The 18,260-nt window shown below is 34.0% G+C and carries 21 protein-coding genes; 13 read left to right on the forward strand and 8 right to left on the reverse strand.

The features are described 5' to 3' along the window. Positions 1-55: 55 nt before the first annotated feature. A complete protein-coding gene (locus tag DPQ31_RS09790; protein WP_000162608.1) occupies positions 56-280 on the reverse strand; it encodes a hypothetical protein in 225 nt (74 codons plus the stop codon). A gap of 84 nt (positions 281-364) precedes the next feature. Then, on the reverse strand, positions 365-712 hold the full coding sequence (locus tag DPQ31_RS09795) for a DUF4257 domain-containing protein (RefSeq protein WP_000426317.1): 348 nt from the start codon (positions 710-712) through the stop codon (positions 365-367). A 194-nt stretch (positions 713-906) separates the two neighbouring features. Between DPQ31_RS09795 and DPQ31_RS09800 the strand changes: the two genes are divergently transcribed. The 5 genes from DPQ31_RS09800 (at position 907) to DPQ31_RS09820 (ending at position 5,999) form a co-directional block, all read left to right on the forward strand. Next, positions 907-1,434 carry a DinB family protein gene (locus tag DPQ31_RS09800; RefSeq protein WP_208731837.1) on the forward strand — a complete coding sequence of 176 codons (528 nt, stop codon included), beginning with the start codon at positions 907-909 and terminating at the stop codon, positions 1,432-1,434. Positions 1,435-1,616: 182 nt separating this feature from the next. Beyond that, positions 1,617-2,669 carry a ribosome small subunit-dependent GTPase A gene (rsgA, locus tag DPQ31_RS09805; RefSeq protein WP_097854923.1) on the forward strand — a complete coding sequence of 351 codons (1,053 nt, stop codon included), beginning with the start codon at positions 1,617-1,619 and terminating at the stop codon, positions 2,667-2,669. Between the two features lie 208 nt (positions 2,670-2,877). Continuing rightward, positions 2,878-4,860: a methyl-accepting chemotaxis protein gene (locus tag DPQ31_RS09810; protein ID WP_208731838.1), complete on the forward strand. Its 1,983-nt coding sequence runs from the start codon at positions 2,878-2,880 to the stop codon at positions 4,858-4,860. A 214-nt stretch (positions 4,861-5,074) separates the two neighbouring features. Next, complete coding sequence (locus tag DPQ31_RS09815; RefSeq protein ID WP_199631372.1) at positions 5,075-5,380, forward strand: hypothetical protein; 306 nt, start codon at positions 5,075-5,077, stop codon at positions 5,378-5,380. A gap of 253 nt (positions 5,381-5,633) precedes the next feature. Beyond that, entirely contained in the window at positions 5,634-5,999 is a 366-nt protein-coding gene (locus DPQ31_RS09820) for a DUF3979 family protein (protein WP_000965090.1), read from the forward strand. A 36-nt stretch (positions 6,000-6,035) separates the two neighbouring features. Here the strand turns inward: DPQ31_RS09820 and DPQ31_RS09825 are convergent, their stop codons facing one another. Then, positions 6,036-7,076, reverse strand: coding sequence for a YkvI family membrane protein (locus tag DPQ31_RS09825; protein WP_000370197.1), 1,041 nt, complete (start codon positions 7,074-7,076; stop codon positions 6,036-6,038). 241 nt (positions 7,077-7,317) lie between these two features. Here DPQ31_RS09825 and DPQ31_RS09830 point away from each other — a divergent pair, with 241 nt between their 5' ends. The 3 genes from DPQ31_RS09830 (at position 7,318) to DPQ31_RS09840 (ending at position 9,532) form a co-directional block, all read left to right on the forward strand. Beyond that, positions 7,318-7,761: a Dps family protein gene (locus tag DPQ31_RS09830; protein WP_000106367.1), complete on the forward strand. Its 444-nt coding sequence runs from the start codon at positions 7,318-7,320 to the stop codon at positions 7,759-7,761. 106 nt (positions 7,762-7,867) lie between these two features. Further along, a complete protein-coding gene (locus tag DPQ31_RS09835) occupies positions 7,868-8,323 on the forward strand; it encodes a DUF3939 domain-containing protein (protein ID WP_000488204.1) in 456 nt (151 codons plus the stop codon). A gap of 264 nt (positions 8,324-8,587) precedes the next feature. Next, positions 8,588-9,532 (forward strand): alpha/beta hydrolase, encoded by a 945-nt coding sequence (locus DPQ31_RS09840; protein WP_000798330.1) that lies wholly within the window; start codon positions 8,588-8,590, stop codon positions 9,530-9,532. 45 nt (positions 9,533-9,577) lie between these two features. On the opposite strand, the gene DPQ31_RS09845 is transcribed toward DPQ31_RS09840, so the two are convergent. Both DPQ31_RS09845 and DPQ31_RS09850 read right to left on the reverse strand, forming a co-directional pair. Next, positions 9,578-10,579 carry an LLM class flavin-dependent oxidoreductase gene (locus DPQ31_RS09845; RefSeq protein WP_097959177.1) on the reverse strand — a complete coding sequence of 334 codons (1,002 nt, stop codon included), beginning with the start codon at positions 10,577-10,579 and terminating at the stop codon, positions 9,578-9,580. 104 nt (positions 10,580-10,683) lie between these two features. Then, a complete protein-coding gene (locus tag DPQ31_RS09850) occupies positions 10,684-10,875 on the reverse strand; it encodes a DUF3896 family protein (protein WP_016108226.1) in 192 nt (63 codons plus the stop codon). 324 nt (positions 10,876-11,199) lie between these two features. Between DPQ31_RS09850 and DPQ31_RS09855 the strand changes: the two genes are divergently transcribed. Both DPQ31_RS09855 and DPQ31_RS09860 read left to right on the forward strand, forming a co-directional pair. Further along, the gene (locus DPQ31_RS09855) at positions 11,200-12,663 is read left to right on the forward strand and encodes a flavin monoamine oxidase family protein (RefSeq protein ID WP_142307072.1); all 1,464 of its coding nucleotides are present in this window, start codon (positions 11,200-11,202) and stop codon (positions 12,661-12,663) included. An 84-nt stretch (positions 12,664-12,747) separates the two neighbouring features. Next, the gene (locus tag DPQ31_RS09860; RefSeq protein WP_097959179.1) at positions 12,748-13,332 is read left to right on the forward strand and encodes a GNAT family N-acetyltransferase; all 585 of its coding nucleotides are present in this window, start codon (positions 12,748-12,750) and stop codon (positions 13,330-13,332) included. Between the two features lie 23 nt (positions 13,333-13,355). Here DPQ31_RS09860 and DPQ31_RS09865 read toward each other — a convergent pair whose 3' ends face one another. Next, positions 13,356-14,258, reverse strand: coding sequence for an aldo/keto reductase (locus tag DPQ31_RS09865; protein ID WP_208731839.1), 903 nt, complete (start codon positions 14,256-14,258; stop codon positions 13,356-13,358). A gap of 165 nt (positions 14,259-14,423) precedes the next feature. Here DPQ31_RS09865 and DPQ31_RS09870 point away from each other — a divergent pair, with 165 nt between their 5' ends. Next, positions 14,424-15,374, forward strand: a complete 951-nt coding sequence (locus DPQ31_RS09870) for a CobW family GTP-binding protein (RefSeq protein ID WP_097959183.1) — start codon at positions 14,424-14,426, stop codon at positions 15,372-15,374. Between the two features lie 136 nt (positions 15,375-15,510). On the opposite strand, the gene DPQ31_RS09875 is transcribed toward DPQ31_RS09870, so the two are convergent. Beyond that, positions 15,511-15,981, reverse strand: a complete 471-nt coding sequence (locus DPQ31_RS09875; RefSeq protein WP_097959184.1) for a GNAT family N-acetyltransferase — start codon at positions 15,979-15,981, stop codon at positions 15,511-15,513. A gap of 137 nt (positions 15,982-16,118) precedes the next feature. Next, complete coding sequence (locus DPQ31_RS09880; RefSeq protein WP_001126163.1) at positions 16,119-17,069, reverse strand: metal ABC transporter substrate-binding protein; 951 nt, start codon at positions 17,067-17,069, stop codon at positions 16,119-16,121. A gap of 264 nt (positions 17,070-17,333) precedes the next feature. Between DPQ31_RS09880 and DPQ31_RS09885 the strand changes: the two genes are divergently transcribed. Both DPQ31_RS09885 and DPQ31_RS09890 read left to right on the forward strand, forming a co-directional pair. Continuing rightward, entirely contained in the window at positions 17,334-17,483 is a 150-nt protein-coding gene (locus tag DPQ31_RS09885; protein ID WP_000540935.1) for a hypothetical protein, read from the forward strand. 116 nt (positions 17,484-17,599) lie between these two features. Beyond that, positions 17,600-18,259, forward strand: coding sequence for an oxidoreductase (locus DPQ31_RS09890; RefSeq protein ID WP_001042745.1), 660 nt, complete (start codon positions 17,600-17,602; stop codon positions 18,257-18,259). Position 18,260: the final 1 nt, after the last annotated feature.

Raw genomic sequence — 18,260 nt, forward strand, 5'->3', positions numbered from 1 at the left:
AAATGCTTATGGTGAAAATCTTTGTAAATAAAAAGCACTGTTTTAGCTAATATAACTAAAACAGTGCTTTTCTCTTTGATTGAACAGTTGCTGCATTTTCATCATGTATGCCTGCATCTTTAATAATTCGTTGTTTTGCTTTATTTAGTAGATGGTTTACTTCTTCACCAAAATAGTTAGCTTCACTTTTTGTGCGGGCTTCTCGTAAACATTTATAGTTTTCTAGCAGTTCCTCTTTTTCGGTGTTTGTTAAGAAATCTTCTATTTTCTTTTTTGTCATACGAAACACCCTTTCTTCTGACAAACGACGCAATAGAAAATATATATTTTTCATTATAACAATAATTTTTAAAGAAAGTATAGACTAACGTCGTAATAATTTGTCAATTTCTTGAATCTTCTCATCAGCTTTTCCAATTTGCGTATTTTTAGCCTGCTCACCACCTAGAGCTTGGTGAAGTAAAAAAGTTTGACCGGAAATAGCAGTCACAATGGAGACTTTTATAATTTCCTTTATTGCGGTGACATCGAATAAAACGAGTCCAAGAAGTGCGGCTAGGCTACCAGTAAAAATATCAGTTAAAAATCCAAAATGAAAAAAAGTTTTCAAACGGCGTGGAAGCAATAACTTACCTTGGTTATTGATTAGATGGGAAACGAAGCCAGTAATGCCACCAACGAGAACTGCGGTTAGCCATTGATACATTTCCATCGAATCCACTCCTTTTAGTGAATAAGATTCGATTTTTTCATATTGATTCCTTTTCATATTTCATATAAGCATATTGAGAAAGTTTGTTTGGGTAAATCTTATTCAATTTAATTATAACAGAAAATTCCGATATATTTCAGTCTATTATATGAATCATATTTACAATAATATGAATACAGAAAGAGGTGTGTGATATGAATATAGAGTATCGAATAAGAAGTGTGGATGGTTATACGAAAAATATAGGGGAATTAGTAAGTATGCTGGAGCATACGAGGGCGGTAACATTACAGGAAATAGAAAATCTATCAGTTGAGCAATTAGATTTAATTATGCCAAGTGGTGGGAATTCAATTGGCGCCTTATTAAAACATATGGCATCTATAGAAAAAGCCCATCAGCTTATTTCATTTCAAAAACGTGACTTTACAAAAGAAGAATTAGAAATATGGGAAGATGCACTGTATTTAGGGGAAGTTGGGAGAACGATTCATGGTCATGAAATACAGTATTATGTACAACTTTTGCAAAGTGTTCGAGAAGAGTCGCTAAAGTATTTGAGTAAAGTAGATGATACATGGCTAATGTCAGAAAGAAAGTGGCCTAACGGTGTAGCGTATAACCAGCACTATCTTTGGTTTCATGTGATAGAAGATGAAATTAATCACCGTGGACAAATTAGAATGTTAAAGAGATATTTATTTGAAAATTACGTCAAATAAAGTAGCTTTTTAAATTGATATTCCATATAATGAGAGTAATTAAAATAAGATCGGAGTGATGTATTATGGCGAATATGACTGTAATGAATAATAAATTAAATACAAACGTGGATGGAAAGGGCGATATTATATAAGATAGTTCGCAATCCTTCCACTTAGTACAAACTAGGGAGGATCTTGATTTGAATCAAAATATTTTAGAGTCGTTCGGCTGGGATTCATTTTTTGAAGAGCAAGCTGTAGAGCAGAATTATGAAGTAGGGCGTATTTTACTTGAGCATAAGCATATATATCGTATTATTTGTAATGACGGTGAATATATGGCAGAACTGTCTGGGAAGTTTCGACATGAAGCGGTAACGAAAGGAGATTACCCAGCAGTTGGTGATTGGGTGTATATAAAGAAAATAGAAAATGAGAAAAAGGCAATCATTCATCGTATTTTTTCGAGAAGAAGTTCTTTTTCAAGACAAGAAGCTGGTAATAGAACTGAAGAACAAATTATTGCAGCAAATGTTGATTATTTATTTTTAGTGAATGCACTTAACCATGATTTTAACGTAAGAAGGTTGGAGCGTTATTTACTATTAGCGTATGAAAGTGGTGCAATGCCTGTTATTGTTTTAACAAAAAGTAGTTTATGTGAAGATGTGGAACAAAAAATTGTAGAAACGGAAGCTGTTGCAATTGGTGTTCCGATCTTCGTCGTCGATAGTTTAGAGCATAGAGGTATTGACTCGTTACAACAATTTGTTGCTTCAGGAAAAACAATTGCTTTAGTCGGCTCATCAGGGGTTGGAAAATCTACTTTGTTAAATGCACTCGTAGGAATTGAGATAGCGAAAACGGGAGATATACGTGAGGAAGATAGTAAAGGGCGGCATACGACAACTCATCGTGAGCTGTTCCAACTACCGAGTGGGGGCTTAGTCATTGATACTCCTGGCATGAGAGAGTTACAGCTTTGGGATGGAAGCGATGCAATCCAAACAACGTTTTCTGATATTGAAGAATTTGCAAAAACATGTCGCTTCCGAGATTGTAAACATGAGAATGAGCCAGGATGCGCAGTGCATAAAGCAATTGATAACGGGCTAATGACGATAAATCGTTTGCAAAGCTATAAAAAGTTGCAAAGAGAATTGGCGTATTTTATGAGAAAACAAGATGCTATTCTTGCAAGAGCTGAGCGCGATAAGTGGAAGAAGATTTCTAAACAACATAAAAAAATGTAAAAAACCAAAGGGCTATTCCTTTGGTTTTTTACATTTGTAAATTTTATAATAATATTATTTATATATATAGACAAAGCGAGAATATTTGTTTAAACTTTACAAGGTGTTTATGAAAAACGAATTGTAAAAATAGAGGATAGGGAATGGGATATATTCATAATCGGTTATTTATCTTTAAAACTTAATATTTGAATGTAGGAGGTTTATAATGAGTAAACTGTTAAGGTGGTTTCGAGATATAAAAGTAGCAAAAAAGCTATTAATTTCATTTTTTGTAATTTTAATTGCAGCTGTCTCTATTATTGGGGGCATGTCTTATCAAACGGCTAAAAAGAATTTTGAATCACAAATTACGAGTAGTGCTCACGATAATATAAAAATATTAGATAATTTAATCAATCAAATGATTGAGGCGAAATTTAACGAAATAAATAACTTTGCACGAGTGGTTCATAGTGATATGTATCAAGGAGATAATCAAGATGAATTAAGAAAGGTGTTATCTCAGTATATTAATTTAAATAAAGATATTGAACAAGTATATGTTGCCGGCAATGATAAGAAATTTGTGCAAGAACCTAATATACAAATGGCAGCAGATTATGATCCAACAACTCGTTCTTGGTATAAAGATGCAGTGAGTAAACAAGGTGGAATCGTGGTCACTGAACCGTATAAGGCAAAAGGAAATGGACATATTGTCGTAACGATTGCGAAACAAACAGAAGATAAAAATGGTGTTGTTGCGGTAGATTTAAGTTTAGAGAATTTATTGAAAACAACAAAGCTAATCAATATTGGTAAAAAAGGATATACTTTCATTTTAGATGGAAAACAAAAAATAATTGCTCACCCTCAAGAAAAACCAGGAGATAAAGCAGCTGATTCTTGGGCAAAGAGAATTTACGAAGATAATCAGGGCGCTTTTTCATACACGTATGACGGTAGTGAAAAGAAAATGGTATTTGCTACAAATTTAAAAACAGGTTGGAAAATCGGTGGAACGATGTACTCAAGTGAAGTCATTGAAGCTGCTCAGCCTTTATTTTATAATATGTTAATTGTTATGATTATTTCACTAGTTGTAGGAGGGGCACTTATTTATTTCGTAACGCTTACTATTACAAAACCTTTAAAGAGATTAGTTGCCACTTCTAAAGAAATAAGTGAAGGAGATTTAACACAAACAATTGAAATTCATTCAAACGATGAAATTGGTCAACTTGCAAAAGGTTTTAATGAGATGACAGATTCACTACGAACGTTAATTGGAAGGATTAATGATTCGGCCGGGCATGTTGCAGCGGCATCAGAAGAGCTAACTGCTAGTGTAAGGCAAGCGAGTGAAGCAACAGAACAAATTACAATGGCAATGGATGAAATATCAAGTGGTGCAACGACGCAAACAACAAGTGTAGAAAATGGTGCGATGTTACTGTTTGATGTAACAGAAGGAATTCAGCATGTAGCAAATAGTTCATCATCTATTAATACGGCTTCTACTCATACTCGTGAAAAAGCAGAAGATGGTGGAAAGCTAGTAGGGAAAACAGTAAATCAAATGCAATCTATTGCAGAATCTGTTTCGCAATCTGATGCAGTTATACAGTTATTAAATAATAAATCAAAGCAAATTGGTGACATATTAGAAGTAATCCAAAATATTGCAGATCAAACAAATCTTCTTGCTTTGAATGCTGCAATTGAAGCCGCAAGAGCGGGTGAGCACGGAAGAGGATTTGCGATCGTTGCAGATGAAGTACGTAAATTGGCAGAGCAATCTAGTGTATCTTCCAGTGAAATTAGTAAATTAATATGTGAAATACAAGATGATATGAGTAAGACAGTAAAATCTATGGGTCATGTAAATGAAGAAGTTCAATCTGGACTAGTTATTGCAAATGAAACGAAGCAAAATTTTGCTGAGATTTTACAATCTACAAATGAAATTGCTAATCAAATTAAAACGATGGTTGAAACGGCTAATGGGATGTCAAAAGGTGCCAATGAAGTATCTATTTCAGTAGGACAAATTGCAATGACAGCACAGAATAATGCGACGAGTACACAAAGTGTCGCAGCGTCTGCTGAAGAACAATTAGCTTCTATGGAAGAAATTGGTTCCGCAGCTGGTACATTATCTCAAATGGCTGAAGAGTTGCAAGGATTAATTGAAAGATTTAAAGTTTAAAAGAGAAAGACTGCCCCAATAGCAGTATGCTATTGGGGCAGTCTTTTTTTTAACACATTAACTGGGATGAATTTATGCTTATAATGAATGAGGATGGAGAATAGCTTAATGATGTTTAAAACTGAATTTCTCATATTATTTGTCGAAAAATAGAGGTATTTGTTAACTTTGTGTATAATTACAATCATATCGAATACAAATAAAGGAGATTATTATGGGAGTGTATTGGGGTACAAAAAGACATTCTTGGCTTAGTTATGTCTCATTTTGGCTAAGTATTTCATTTTTTGTGGTGTTTCTAATTGAAGTGTTTATTTTAAAAACACTTTCGGATAGCTCGGTGCAAATTGTTAAATATTTTTATTTTATACTCGTACCAGTAAACATCCTTCTTAGTTTAAAGTTACTTTTTAAGAAGAATGAAAAGAAAGCATTACCCATTTTTAGTTTAATTGTCTCAATATTATTTACAATTTTAATTATAGTATTAGCAATAGCAGCTACAGGGAAATTTATTTAGGGAGAGTGATATATCACTCTCCTTTTTTTGTTGTGAGTAAATAAAAAATAGGTGTTGAATAAAACTTACAGTAGAATAGTAAGTAACGGACTAAGAAACATAATAATGAAGATAGAATAAGTATTTTGTAAGTACTAATGAAGCAAATGAATACGGTAAGAACGGTGATATATGGTACAATGACTATGGATAGTGATAGAGATAAAGGGTATATAAAATACTCATCGTTTTTTAGTAAGAGAGGGGTTATCTTATGCTATACGAGGATTTGATGACATTATTTCAAGCAGCTCCAAAAAAAGATAGAGGTGGCTGGAAATATATAATCCAAGAACAAAATGATAAATATGAAATTGTTGATGAAATGTTGAAAAATCAAATGAGTATTGAATTGTATTTTAATGAATATGATGAGGTGAAAATCACTTTATATAAAGATGGAATTCCTATTTCTACTATGCAAAGAATTGCTATTTCAAAAGTTGAATTAGACGAGGATGAAGAAGGGATTCAATTTGTTTTAGAGCGCATGCCTAGTCGAATGATTCGATTGCAATTAAAGCCATATTTGGCATTGGAAATGGGACCGTACTGGGAAATATGTGATGATTGTGAATGAACATAAAGAAAGCATCCAATAAAATGGATGCTTTCTTTATGTTTTTTGAAGTTGTTTAAAAGCAATGATTGGAAGTAGAACGATACTTACCCATCCGATGATTGGATATAGAATGTGGAGTAGCTCACTGTAACCGATGTAACTAAAGCAATAACTAATTAGTAAAATGAAGAAAATAATATTGTTACTTTTCCACCCAGTGATAGATTGCATTTGTTTTGTCATCCCGAACACATTACCAACTAAAGTTGTAAACACTTCACCGAAAATAATAAGAACAAAGAAAAAGTGAAACGTTGCATTAAATCTTCTTATGACTTCAGCCATTGGGATATTGTATTGATAAAATTGGTCGACTGATAAGATAGCTAAATGGCTGCATAATAAAATTAAAGAAAGTCCTGCACCACCTAAAATTCCACCCCACAAAATGGCTTTTCGATCCTTTACTTCACCGGCTAACGGGACGAGAACGCTTTGGGCGAGAGAAAGATTTAAAGCGACATATGTAATAGGGCTAGTAATCCACTTCATATTCCAGCTCTCTGCAGGAATAGTATTACTAATAGGTGTTGTACTGTGGAAAAAGGTTGTAATAGCAAGTCCTATAATAAATATCATCATAATAGGTACGACAAGTGTATTTACTTCAAAAACACCTTGTAATCCGCGGCTACCTATAATGAGACAGGCGATAACTGTAATGAGAATACCGAGTTGTCTTGGTAAACGAAGTTGCTCTTCAAATACCGCTCCAGCCCCTGATAGCATAACGCTCGTTACACCAAATAATACGAGTAGTAATAATGTATTTACAACATTTCCGAATACATCTCCAAATAAATATTTGTTAAAATCTTGCGCTGAAAATGCCCCGATTTGTGATGAAAGTAACATCATCTTTGTGCCGAGCCAAATAAAAAAAAATCCACTTACACATATACCAATTGTTCCGTATAATCCGTTCACTGTAAAAAATTCAACAATTTCTCGTCCAGTAGCAAATCCAGCTCCAACGACAGTTCCGATATAAGTAGCAGCAACTTTCTTTGCTACTTGCCATTGTTGATTGTCCATGTTATCCCTCTTTCTTCTATGATGAGCTTGACTTACTATAATGCATATGTAGCAGCTTGGACGATTAGACATATGAAGTAGTTGAAAAAATACATGAATTGTATGATATTAGGGAAATATTAAAGGTGTTAAAACTTTGTTACATATGAGCCAATCATTCGAAAGGGTAGGAAATGTATGGTAAAATGTAATTAGGTTATTAAAAGATAAGCATTACAAAACGATAAGAGGAGTGGATTGTATGAGTACGAATACAAATGTTGTTGAAGTATTAAACAAGCAGGTAGCAAACTGGAATGTGTTATATGTGAAACTACATAATTATCACTGGTATGTGACAGGACCACACTTCTTTACATTACATGAGAAATTTGAAGAGTTTTATAATGAAGCAGGGACGTATATTGATGAGTTAGCAGAACGCATTTTAGCGTTAGAAGGTAAACCGTTAGCGACAATGAAAGAATATCTTGCAACATCTAGTGTCAGTGAGGGGACAAGCAAGGAATCAGCTGAGGAAATGGTGCAAACTTTAGTGAATGATTACTCTGCACTTATTCAAGAATTAAAAGAAGGTATGGAAGTTGCTGGTGAAGCTGGCGATGAAACATCAGCTGATATGTTACTAGCGATTCACACGACATTAGAACAGCATGTATGGATGCTAAGTGCATTCTTAAAATAAAAATAAATATATTTTGAAAAATCCATTGAAAAATTTTTTCAATGGATTTTTTTGTGATTTTTCAGTTTTCTTTTATGCTATAATATAGTAAAAGGGAGGCGATGCAATGTTTCGCTTTTTCAGAACTGGAAAAGAAGAACGGGAAATTACGAAAGATGAATTAGAACAAGCGATGGCTAAGTTTCTAGAAACAAATGCTAATATCGTATATACAGTATTAGTAAATGATGATTATACAGTAAATTATGATTTGTTAAAGCCGTATTTGCCTGTATTTCCGACAAATGTTTTTCTTATTACGAAGGAAACGCTTGAGGTATTTGAACATACAGAAGAAAATTTAAACCTAGTTAAAGAAATTGATATCGTACAAAAGGCAGTAGATCAATATGTAACAGAAAAAGAAATGTTTCCAATTGTTGAGGGTAGTGAAGATCGCCTTATATGCGGAATGAAGCTAGGGCCGTACTTAAATCGTCTATTAAAAAGAGACTTATATATTTCAGAAAAACATTATTTAGTTTCAAGTAAACCGGATAGAAAAAAACAAAAGAGCGGGTAGATGTAAAAAACAACAATAATATATTGTTGTCTTTTTTTGATTGAAAATATATTGACTATTCTGTCTATTTAGTTTTATACTACACGTATTGGATAGGAAGAGGTGATGTATTATGCGTAAACATACGGTAATTATTAAATATCATTCTGAGGATCAAGTATGGTTAGGTTGAGTTATTGAATATAACAATGTACATACCATGATCAAAGGATGGTATACAAGTTCGAGAAATAAATATTATAAACGGTTTCGGGGGATTGGTATATGAAAAATAGTATGACTTACATCCAGTTATTAAATGAAACTTTACGTTGTTATGCAAATAAAGGAAGTTTTGAAGCGTATACGTATATAATGGAACATGCTAAAGGTGTAATAGGTAATGAGGCACAAATATATAATTTTAAATATGCACTAGCAAGTGCAGCAGGACTTGAAGAAGAAGCTTTGCATGTAATGAAGGAAGCTATTATAGAGAATGGATTTTGGTATGGAAATGAATATTTAATTTCCGACGACGATTTAAAACCACTACATAAGTTTGAAGAGTTTCATAAAATGGTTCAATTATGTAAAGAAAGAGAAGAAGTAGCAAAGAAAACAGAACGAGCAGATGTGAAATATATTTACAGCGAGGAAAAGGGAAATCTACTAGTTACAATGCATGGTGATCAAGAAAATATAGGAATAATAGAACCATATTGGAAATCAGTTATTACACAAGATTATACGTTAGCGTTACCACAGTCTTCGCAAATTCAATTTTCAGATGGGTTTGTTTGGGATGATATACATAGAGGGAAAGAAGAATTAAAAGAGCATTACGATAAATTTATAGAGAATCATACAGTAGAAAATGTAATAATAGGTGGTTTTTCTGCTGGAGCAAGAGTAGCTTTACTTACGATTTTACAAAAAGATATAGATGTAGATGGTTTTATTTTTATGGCACCGTGGCTTCCAGAGATTGAAGAATGGAATGAGTTGCTGGAAGTGCTACAGGATAAACATATAAAGGGATATATAGTATGCGGGGATCAAGATGAAGATTGTTTCGAATGCACGCAGCAATTTGTACGATTATTAAGAGATAAGAATATAGAGCATAAGTATAAAATTGTGCCTAACTTAAATCATGATTATCCTAATCATTTTGATGAGTTATTAAAAGAAGCTATTGAATATATAGGAAGTAAAAACAATAAATAGTAAGAAAGGGAGATACATCGTCGTTGATGTATCTCCCTTTTACAATTATAAATTAAAAGCATTTGCTAGTAAGCGATAAGAATTTAATTTATGTTCAAATTGATGAGTAATCGTGACAACCATAAATTCGTCAGTATTGTACGCTTTACTTAAATTTACTATTTTTTCTTTCACAGAAGTTGGATCACCTACGATCATACGTTGACGATTTTCTTTTATACGGAATAAATCATACGCGCTGTATGAATAATTTTGAGCAGTTTCGATAGAAGGTGTACCAGTCGTTCGTTTTCCTTGCTCTAGTAATAAGATTGATAAATCTAAACTAGAAGCAATTTTTTCTGCCTCTTCATTTGTTTCTCCGCAAATAACAAAAATCGCGACAATTGATTTTGGTTTATCTCCTAAATAGGAAGGTTGAAATTGTTCCTGGTAAGCCCTCATAACTTCTGGGCCTCCGAAGCCATTAATAAATTGTGCAAATGCAAAAGAAGCTCCGTTGTGCGCCGCAATTTTAGCGCTCTCTCCGCTAGAACCGAGCATCCACATTTCAGGTGATGTTGGAATAACTGGAGTAGCCTTTAAATTTGCATAATGATGATTTTCTGGTACTTGATCATGTAAATACATTGCAACATCTGTAACTTGTTCTGGGTATTGATCAAGTGAGACCATTTTTCCTTCTTGTAGTGCGCGAGTTGCTATTGGCATACCACCAGGTGCTCTACCAACACCAAGGTCGATGCGGTTTGGATAAAGTGCTTCTAAAACACGGAAATTCTCGGCAACTTTATATGGGCTATAATGCGGCAACATAACACCACCCGAACCAACTCTCATATGTCCTGTTTTCGCTGCAATATGAGAAATAAGTATTTCTGGACTTGAACCAGCTAAGCTTACGGAATTATGATGCTCGGATACCCAAAAACGTGTGAATCCGAGTTTTTCCACTTCTTGTGCAAGCGTAACTGTATGTGAAATAGCTTGGATTGCTGTGCTACCATCTGAAATAGGTGATTGGTCTAATACACTTAATTTGATCATAGAATATACCTCTCAATCTTAATGTACACCCTATTATATATTTACTTACGAAAAATGCGTAATGAAATGCTCAAAATGAAAAGCGGATCATTTTATATCCGCTTTTAACGAGAAAATCCCCGTTCATAATGATTCATTTCGACTAAGTTTAAAATATATTCATAGTTGTCAATTTCACATTTTAGCTGTTCACGTTCTTTTTCAGATAGTCTCTTATTGCTAAGTTTTTTACATAAGTTTTGTTTCTTTAATTCTAGATGTTTTTTTGTAGCCTGGTAATCATAAGTCTGTTTCATTTTCAACCACTCCTTCGTTGCAGTTGCTATATTATACGAAGCATAAAGAGATGTGAGGTCTGTCTCTTATGTATTTTTAGTGAATATTCAAATTACAATGGTGTTATGTTTATGGGGATTTATGAATAAAATGCACTAAACCACTAATGCGCATTTTATCCCGCATTAACGGGCAGTAAAACTCCCACCTCAAAATTCGGCTGGAGCAATGAAGTTAGGTGGGAGATTAACTGCCCATAAAAGCCCGATTGGTTCAACTAATAATCAGTGGGGGAAGAACACCCACTGATTATAGTTTCACTTTATGAAGTAAGGGGTGGAATTGTGCAGAAAGATTTAATGTATAACACTGAGATGGATGAAACGTTACAAGTTATAAATAAGGGATTGAATAAGACGACACGTCCGAAACAAATTATTGTAGTAGGGGCAGGCATGGCTGGATTAGTTTCGGCATCTTTATTAAAGGCTGCAGGACATGAAGTGAAGGTTTTTGAAGCAAACAATCGTGTAGGCGGCCGCATAGAGACAGTTAGAATGGAAGATACCGGATTATATTTAGATGTTGGGGCAATGAGAATTCCATATTCGCACACGTTAACGATGGCATATATAAGAAAGTTTGGGTTACAGGTGAGTCCTTTTATTAATAGGAATGAGACAGATATCATCTACGTAAATGGTCGGAAAACGACATTAAAACAATACGAAAAAGATCCAAGTATTTTAAGATATCCTGTGGAAATGAATGAAGTTGGGAAAACGTCTGAGGAACTATTATTGTTAGCGGTACAGCCCATTATAAATTTTATAAAAAAGAATCCAGAGAAAAATTGGGATGTTGTAGTAAAGGATTTTGGAAGATACTCTACAGGACAATTTTTAAAGTACCATCCTTATCAATATAATACGTATTTTTCACCAATAACGATTGAGATGATTGGTGTTTTATTAGATTTAGAAGGTTTTTTAGAAAGGTCATTCGTTGAGACGTTACGTTTTTTATACATTATGCAAGAGGAGAGCGGATTTTGTGAAATAATAGGTGGAAACGATAGATTACCAAAATCTTTTTTACCGCAATTAGAAGAAAATATTATTTATAATCAAAAATTAATGAAGCTACATCAACACGATAACGGTGTGACGGCTTTCTATCGAAACGAGGAAACTTTTGAATATAGTAGTATTACAGGGGATTTAGTTATTGTTACAATTCCGTTTTCGACAATGCGTTTTGTGGAAGTAGATCCATTTGACTCTATATCTCATGAAAAGTGGAAAGCAATTCGTGAATTGCATTATATGCCTGCGACGAAAATAGGCATTCAATTTAAAAGTCGATTTTGGGAAGAACAAGGGCAATTAGGTGGCAGAATTATAACAGATTTGCCAATTCGTTACGCCTATTATCCAAGCTATGGAATTGGACAGAAAGGAGCTGCTATGATGTTAGGAAGCTATACATGGTCTTATGATGCGTTACTATGGGATGGGTTATCGAAGGGGGATCGTATTTATTACACATTACACAACTTAGCAACGATATTAGGTGGTCAAGTATATGATGAATTCATGTCTGGAATATCAAAAAGTTGGACATTGGATCCATATGCACTTGGAGGATTTGCTCTTTTTCAAGCTGGTCAAGAATCTGAGCTACAACCAGTGATTGTAAAACCAGAGGGGAAAATATTCTTTGCTGGAGATCATACAACGTTATATCACGGATGGATTCAAGGTGCGATTGAGTCTGGAGTTCGTGTAGCGGTGGAAGTGAACGAATAAAACATTTAAAATTCAGAAATTTCTTTACTGTACAACTTGAGATGGATATTATTATATATAAAAGAATTATAGGGAGTGTTTACAGTGAATCCGTTATTATTTGATTTTCCTTCTGAATTTTATACTGACAGGCTTTTTATTCGAATGCCGAAACCAGGCGATGGTAAAGTTGTATATGACGCAATTCAAGCTTCAATACAAGAATTAAAACCTTGGATGGTTTTTGCACAGAAAGAGCAAACAGAGGAAGAAGTAGAAGAAAGTATTAGAAAATCACATATTCAATTTTTGCAACGTGAGGATTTAAGATTACTAGTATTTTCGAAAGAAACAGGTGAATTTATTGCATCTGCCGGATTACATCGTATTAATTGGGATATACCTCAATTTGAAATCGGATATTGGATTGATTCGAGATTTAGTGGAAAAGGCTATATGGTAGAGGCTGCGAAAGGTATAACGGATTATGCTTTTTCTGAACTGAAAGCAAACCGCGTAGAAATTCGTTGTGATGCTCTAAATAAAAAGAGTAGAGCGATACCTGAGAAATTAGGTTTTAAATTAGAGGGTATTTTAGAAAGTGCTAGTGTTGCGGTAGATGAAAATGGATTAAGGGATATGTGTGTATTTGCAATGACGAGAAATACATATGAAAAAGAAGAGCTGTAAAGAAACAGCTCTTCTTTTTCATATTATGGTACAGGATGACCGTTAGAGCTTTCAAAAATTGTAAACCATTGTTGACGATCTAAGTTAACTTTTGTAGCAAGAGCGGCCGTTTTTACACGATCTAATTTCCCAGAGCCAACGATTGGCATCATGTTAGCTGGATGAGCAAGCAGCCATGCATACATAATCGTATCGATGCTAGTAACACCTAGCTCATTAGCAACTTTTTGTACAGTTTCACGTACACGTACAGCACGTTCAGTTTGACCGGTAAAGATTTCGCCACCAGCAAGAGGTGACCAAATCATTGGATTGATTCGTTTTTCTTGGCATAAATTAATTGTACCTTTTTCAAAGTGCTCAAGCTGCAGCGCAGATACTTCGATTTGATTTGTAATGAGCGGGAAATTTAAATATGAACTTAACATATGAAACTGTGGAGGTAAAAAGTTAGATACACCGAAGTAACGAACCTTTCCTTCTTGCTTTAAGCGTGAGAACGCTTCTGCCACTTCATTTGGATCCATAAATGGATCAGGACGATGGATGAGTAATACATCAATATAATCTGTATGTAAGTTTTGTAATGAATCCTCCGCACTCTTTATGATATGTTCAGCATTCGTATTGTAGTGAGCAACATATCGCTCTGGAAATTTCGGTGATGGGGGAGCGATTCCACACTTGGTAACAATTTGCATGTTTTCTCGTAAGGAAGGCTTTAGTTGTAAAGCTTCTCCAAACAGCCCTTCACACGTATATCCACCATAAATATCAGCGTGATCGAAAGTAGTAATCCCCATATCCATACATTCTTCAATGAAAGAAAGTAACTCTTGTTTCGTCATATTCCATTCTGCTAAACGCCAAAATCCTTGAATAATACGAGAAAATTCTAGTGTTTCGGCCATTTGAACTCGTTCCATTATAAGTACCTCCTTGATGAATGATTATTATTTTGAAAAGGCTTTCTTACTACATATTATTATATAGTTTGAGGAGCGTACAAACAATAAATATGTTTTGCTACAAAAACGATTTTCTCTATATGCTATAATGTAGACACATATAGCTATAAGGAGATGTAAGGGATGATTCCAGTAACAATATTAACTGGTTTTCTTGGATCAGGGAAAACGACTTTATTAAATCGTATTTTATCAGAAAATCACGGTAAGAAATTAGCGGTGATTGTAAATGAAATAGGACAAATTGGTATCGATAATCAGTTGATTATGAATGTTGAAGAAGAAATTATGGAAATGACTAACGGTTGTCTATGTTGTACTGTACGTGAAGATTTACTCGTTGCGTTAAAACAATTACTGGACGTAAAAGCAGAAGGGAAAATGGACTTTGAAGGCTTAGTAATTGAAACAACAGGTCTTGCAAATCCAGGCCCGATTATTCAAACATTCTTTTTAGATCCTGTTATTCAATCTGCATACCAAATTAATGGCGTTGTAACGGTAGTAGATAGTTACCATATACATAAACATTTTGAAAAGGGACTAGAAGCAAAGGAACAAATTGCATTTGCTGATGTAGTGTTGGTGAATAAATTAGATTTAATTGAAGAAAGTGAAAAGGAAAATCTTTTGCATGAACTGCAAGGTATTAACCCCACTGCAAAGCTAATCGAGGCAACTAACTGTGAGGTAGATATACCATCATTATTACAAATTCAAACGTTTAAAACGAAAGATACGTTACAAATTTATCCTCATAAAGAGCAGAATCATTTAGAAGGTGTAAAATCATTTGTACTACGTGAAGAGCGTCCGTTAGATTTACAAAAACTAAATGAGTGGATGTCAGCTGTCGTGCAAGAGCTAGGGGAGTATTTATATCGTTATAAAGGGATTTTATCTATCGATGGAGTAGATAAACGTATCGTGTTCCAAGGTGTACATACATTATTTGCTGCTTCGTATGATAGAGAGTGGCAAGAGGGTGAAAAGCGAGTAAGTGAAGTCGTATTTATCGGTAAAGATATTAATAAAGAATGGTTCCAAGAACATTTTGGGGAGTGTGTGAAATAAGTCTGCGTCAACTGCAGGCTTATTTTTTTATGAGCATTCTATTGAGATTGTACTAGATTTCAATAACGAAACACATAAGGGAAAGAAACGGAAAATAGAAAATAACATTGATAAATATATAATAAAAAGCCTGTTTTCACAGGCTTGTGTTTTCGTTTATTAGTAACTCCATTACAACACCTACAACTGGACCCTCATCATCAATATCCCCGTTTAAATGGAAACCAAATGATTCATATAGGCCCATGGCAAGTTTGTTGTCCGGATGTAAACTTAAGTAAATTATTTTACATGTAAATTGTTGTTGTAAAAATTGAATGAGTAAGCGGAGGAAACGTTTTGCGTATCCTTTTCCTTGATGGTGTTGGTCAATCATAAAACGATCTAACCAGATGCTTTCGTGTTTTTTTGAATACCAACCGTACATTGCGTATCCAACAAGTGTTTCTCCATCATATAAACCTACTGACGTCCCGTTTCCTTCATATAATGATTCTGCTAAAGAAAACGCATTACTTTCAATAAATTGCTGCTGGTTTTTTGCGACGTTTAAAGCAGCTACTGAACGCCAATTTTTTGCTGTTACTTCACAAATGTGAAGATTCATAATTCCAACTCACCTTCTAAAAGAGTATAGCTTAAAGCTAATATGGATAATTTTACTTGTTATTTTGGTCAAGTCAAGGATACATACATAAAAAGGCAGCTGAACAATAGATTCAGCTGCTTGGAAAATATAGTAAATTAGTTTGTTGCTTCTTTCAATGTGTTTACGTTTTCTTCCATTAAAGTAAAGTAATCTTTATTGTTTTTCGCATCATCTTCAGAAATAGTAGCAAGGTGATTTAAGCGTAAAACTGTTGTACCAGTTTCTTTTTGAATAACTGATGCGACTTTTGGCGTAGAGAAAGTTTCAAATAAAATATATTTTAGACCGTGTTCTTTTACTGTTTTTGTAATGTCAGCAAGCTCTTTTTGAGATGGCTCATCAGAAGCTGAAATTCCGGCGATAGGAATCTGTTTTAAACCATAGCGTTGTTCCCAATAACCATAAGCAGCATGAGAAACTAAAATTTCTTTCGTTTTCGCATTTGCTACAGCAGCTTTAAATTGATCGTCTAAATCGGTAAATTTAGTTTGAAGTGCTGCAAAGTTTTTCTCGAATTCTTGTTTATGGTCAGGTTGTAATTCCACAAGAGCATTTTTGATTTTTTCAGCTTGTTTCATCGCAAGAGTAGGGTCTATCCAAACATGCGGGTCTTTATCATGATGGTGATCATCTTCTTTATGACCATCTCCGTGATCGTGATGTTCTTCTTCAGAAGAAGCACGAAGTTTAATTCCTTTTGATGCATTTACAATTTTAACATTTTCTTTTTGTAATGTTTTTTCCATCTTCTCAGCAAATGGTTCTAATTCAGCACCGTTATAAACGAATAAATCGGCTTTTGCAACTTGTACTGTTTGTTTTTGACTCGGTTCAAATGTATGTGAATCGGCACCAGGAGGGTAAATTGCTTCTACTGTTACATAGTCGCCACCAATTTTTTTTGCGAAATCTGCAAGAGGGAAGATAGTTGTATAAACAGTTAGCTTTCCATCTTTCTTGGCAGTACCTTCTTTTTTATTTGAGCAGCCAGTAAAAATTAAAGTGAAAATAAGTAAGAATGAAAATATAGTCAATCTTTTAGGCATGAAGTTCTCCTCTTTTCTTTTTTTACGGATATATCTTCAATTATAGAAGAAAAATATCATTTTAATACAAAACGGAATAATTACGTTTTAGTTTGCGAACTTAGTATAATACATCTTTCATAAAGTTGCAATAAATAATAATCATTACGATTTGATTTTGTTATAAAGTTGTCAAATATAGATGTATTATTTTTGTGAATACATGCATATGTGACAACGCTGCTTTCATATATTTGAAAGGAAGGTGAAGAGGGGGATGAGCGCTTGGGATATTTAATGGAAGCTATCTTATTGATATTAGCGGTAGTATTGCCATTATCTTTCGTTTTAATCTTTTTAAGACGCTTAATAAGTAATTTAGGGAATGCATCAACGATAACGAAATTACCAGAGAAAGAAAAGAAAAAAGAGTAAGTAAAGCACTATGCATACGCATAGTGCTTTACTTATGGTAAAATAAAAAGAAGGAAACTCCTAAAAGTTGCATGTCACTGAAGGAGAGAAAAGTAAAATAAGAGGTATATGCATATATGAATAAGCGAACAGCGTTAGTACTTGGTGCAAGTGGTTTAGTTGGACAAGAGATAACGCGTCTATTACTTGAATCAGATTACTACGATTCGGTTACTATTTTTGTAAGAGAACCAATGCAATGGCAACATGAGAAGTTACAGCAGAAGAAAGTAGATTATTCGGCATTAGAAGAATATAAAGAATTTTTTGCAGTAGATGATGTTTTTAGTTGTCTAGGAACAACAATAAAAAAAGCAAAAACAAAGGCGAATTTCAAAAAAGTAGATTATGAATATACGTTACGAGCTGCTTGTTTAGCTGAAAAGCAAGGGGTGCAAAACTTCCTTGTTGTGTCTTCGATGGGAGCAAATCCTAAATCATTTTTCTTTTATTCACAAGTAAAAGGGAAAATGGAAGAGGAATTGCAAAAGTTAGTGATTGGTGGTATTCATATTTTTAGGCCGTCTTTATTAGTTGGAAATCGACAAGAGTTTCGTTTTGGTGAACGAATGGCTGAAAAGTTAACTCGAATTATTCCTTTTATATTTAAAGGGGCTTTCAAAAAGTATAAACCAATTTCAGCTAAAGATGTGGCGAAAGGGATGTATATAACTGCGCTGCGAGAAGAATCTGGTCTCCACATTTATAATTCAAATGAAATTACAACGATAGAATAAA

This window comes from Bacillus sp. COPE52 (genome assembly GCF_003355115.1).
GTDB lineage: Bacteria > Bacillota > Bacilli > Bacillales > Bacillaceae_G > Bacillus_A > Bacillus_A toyonensis.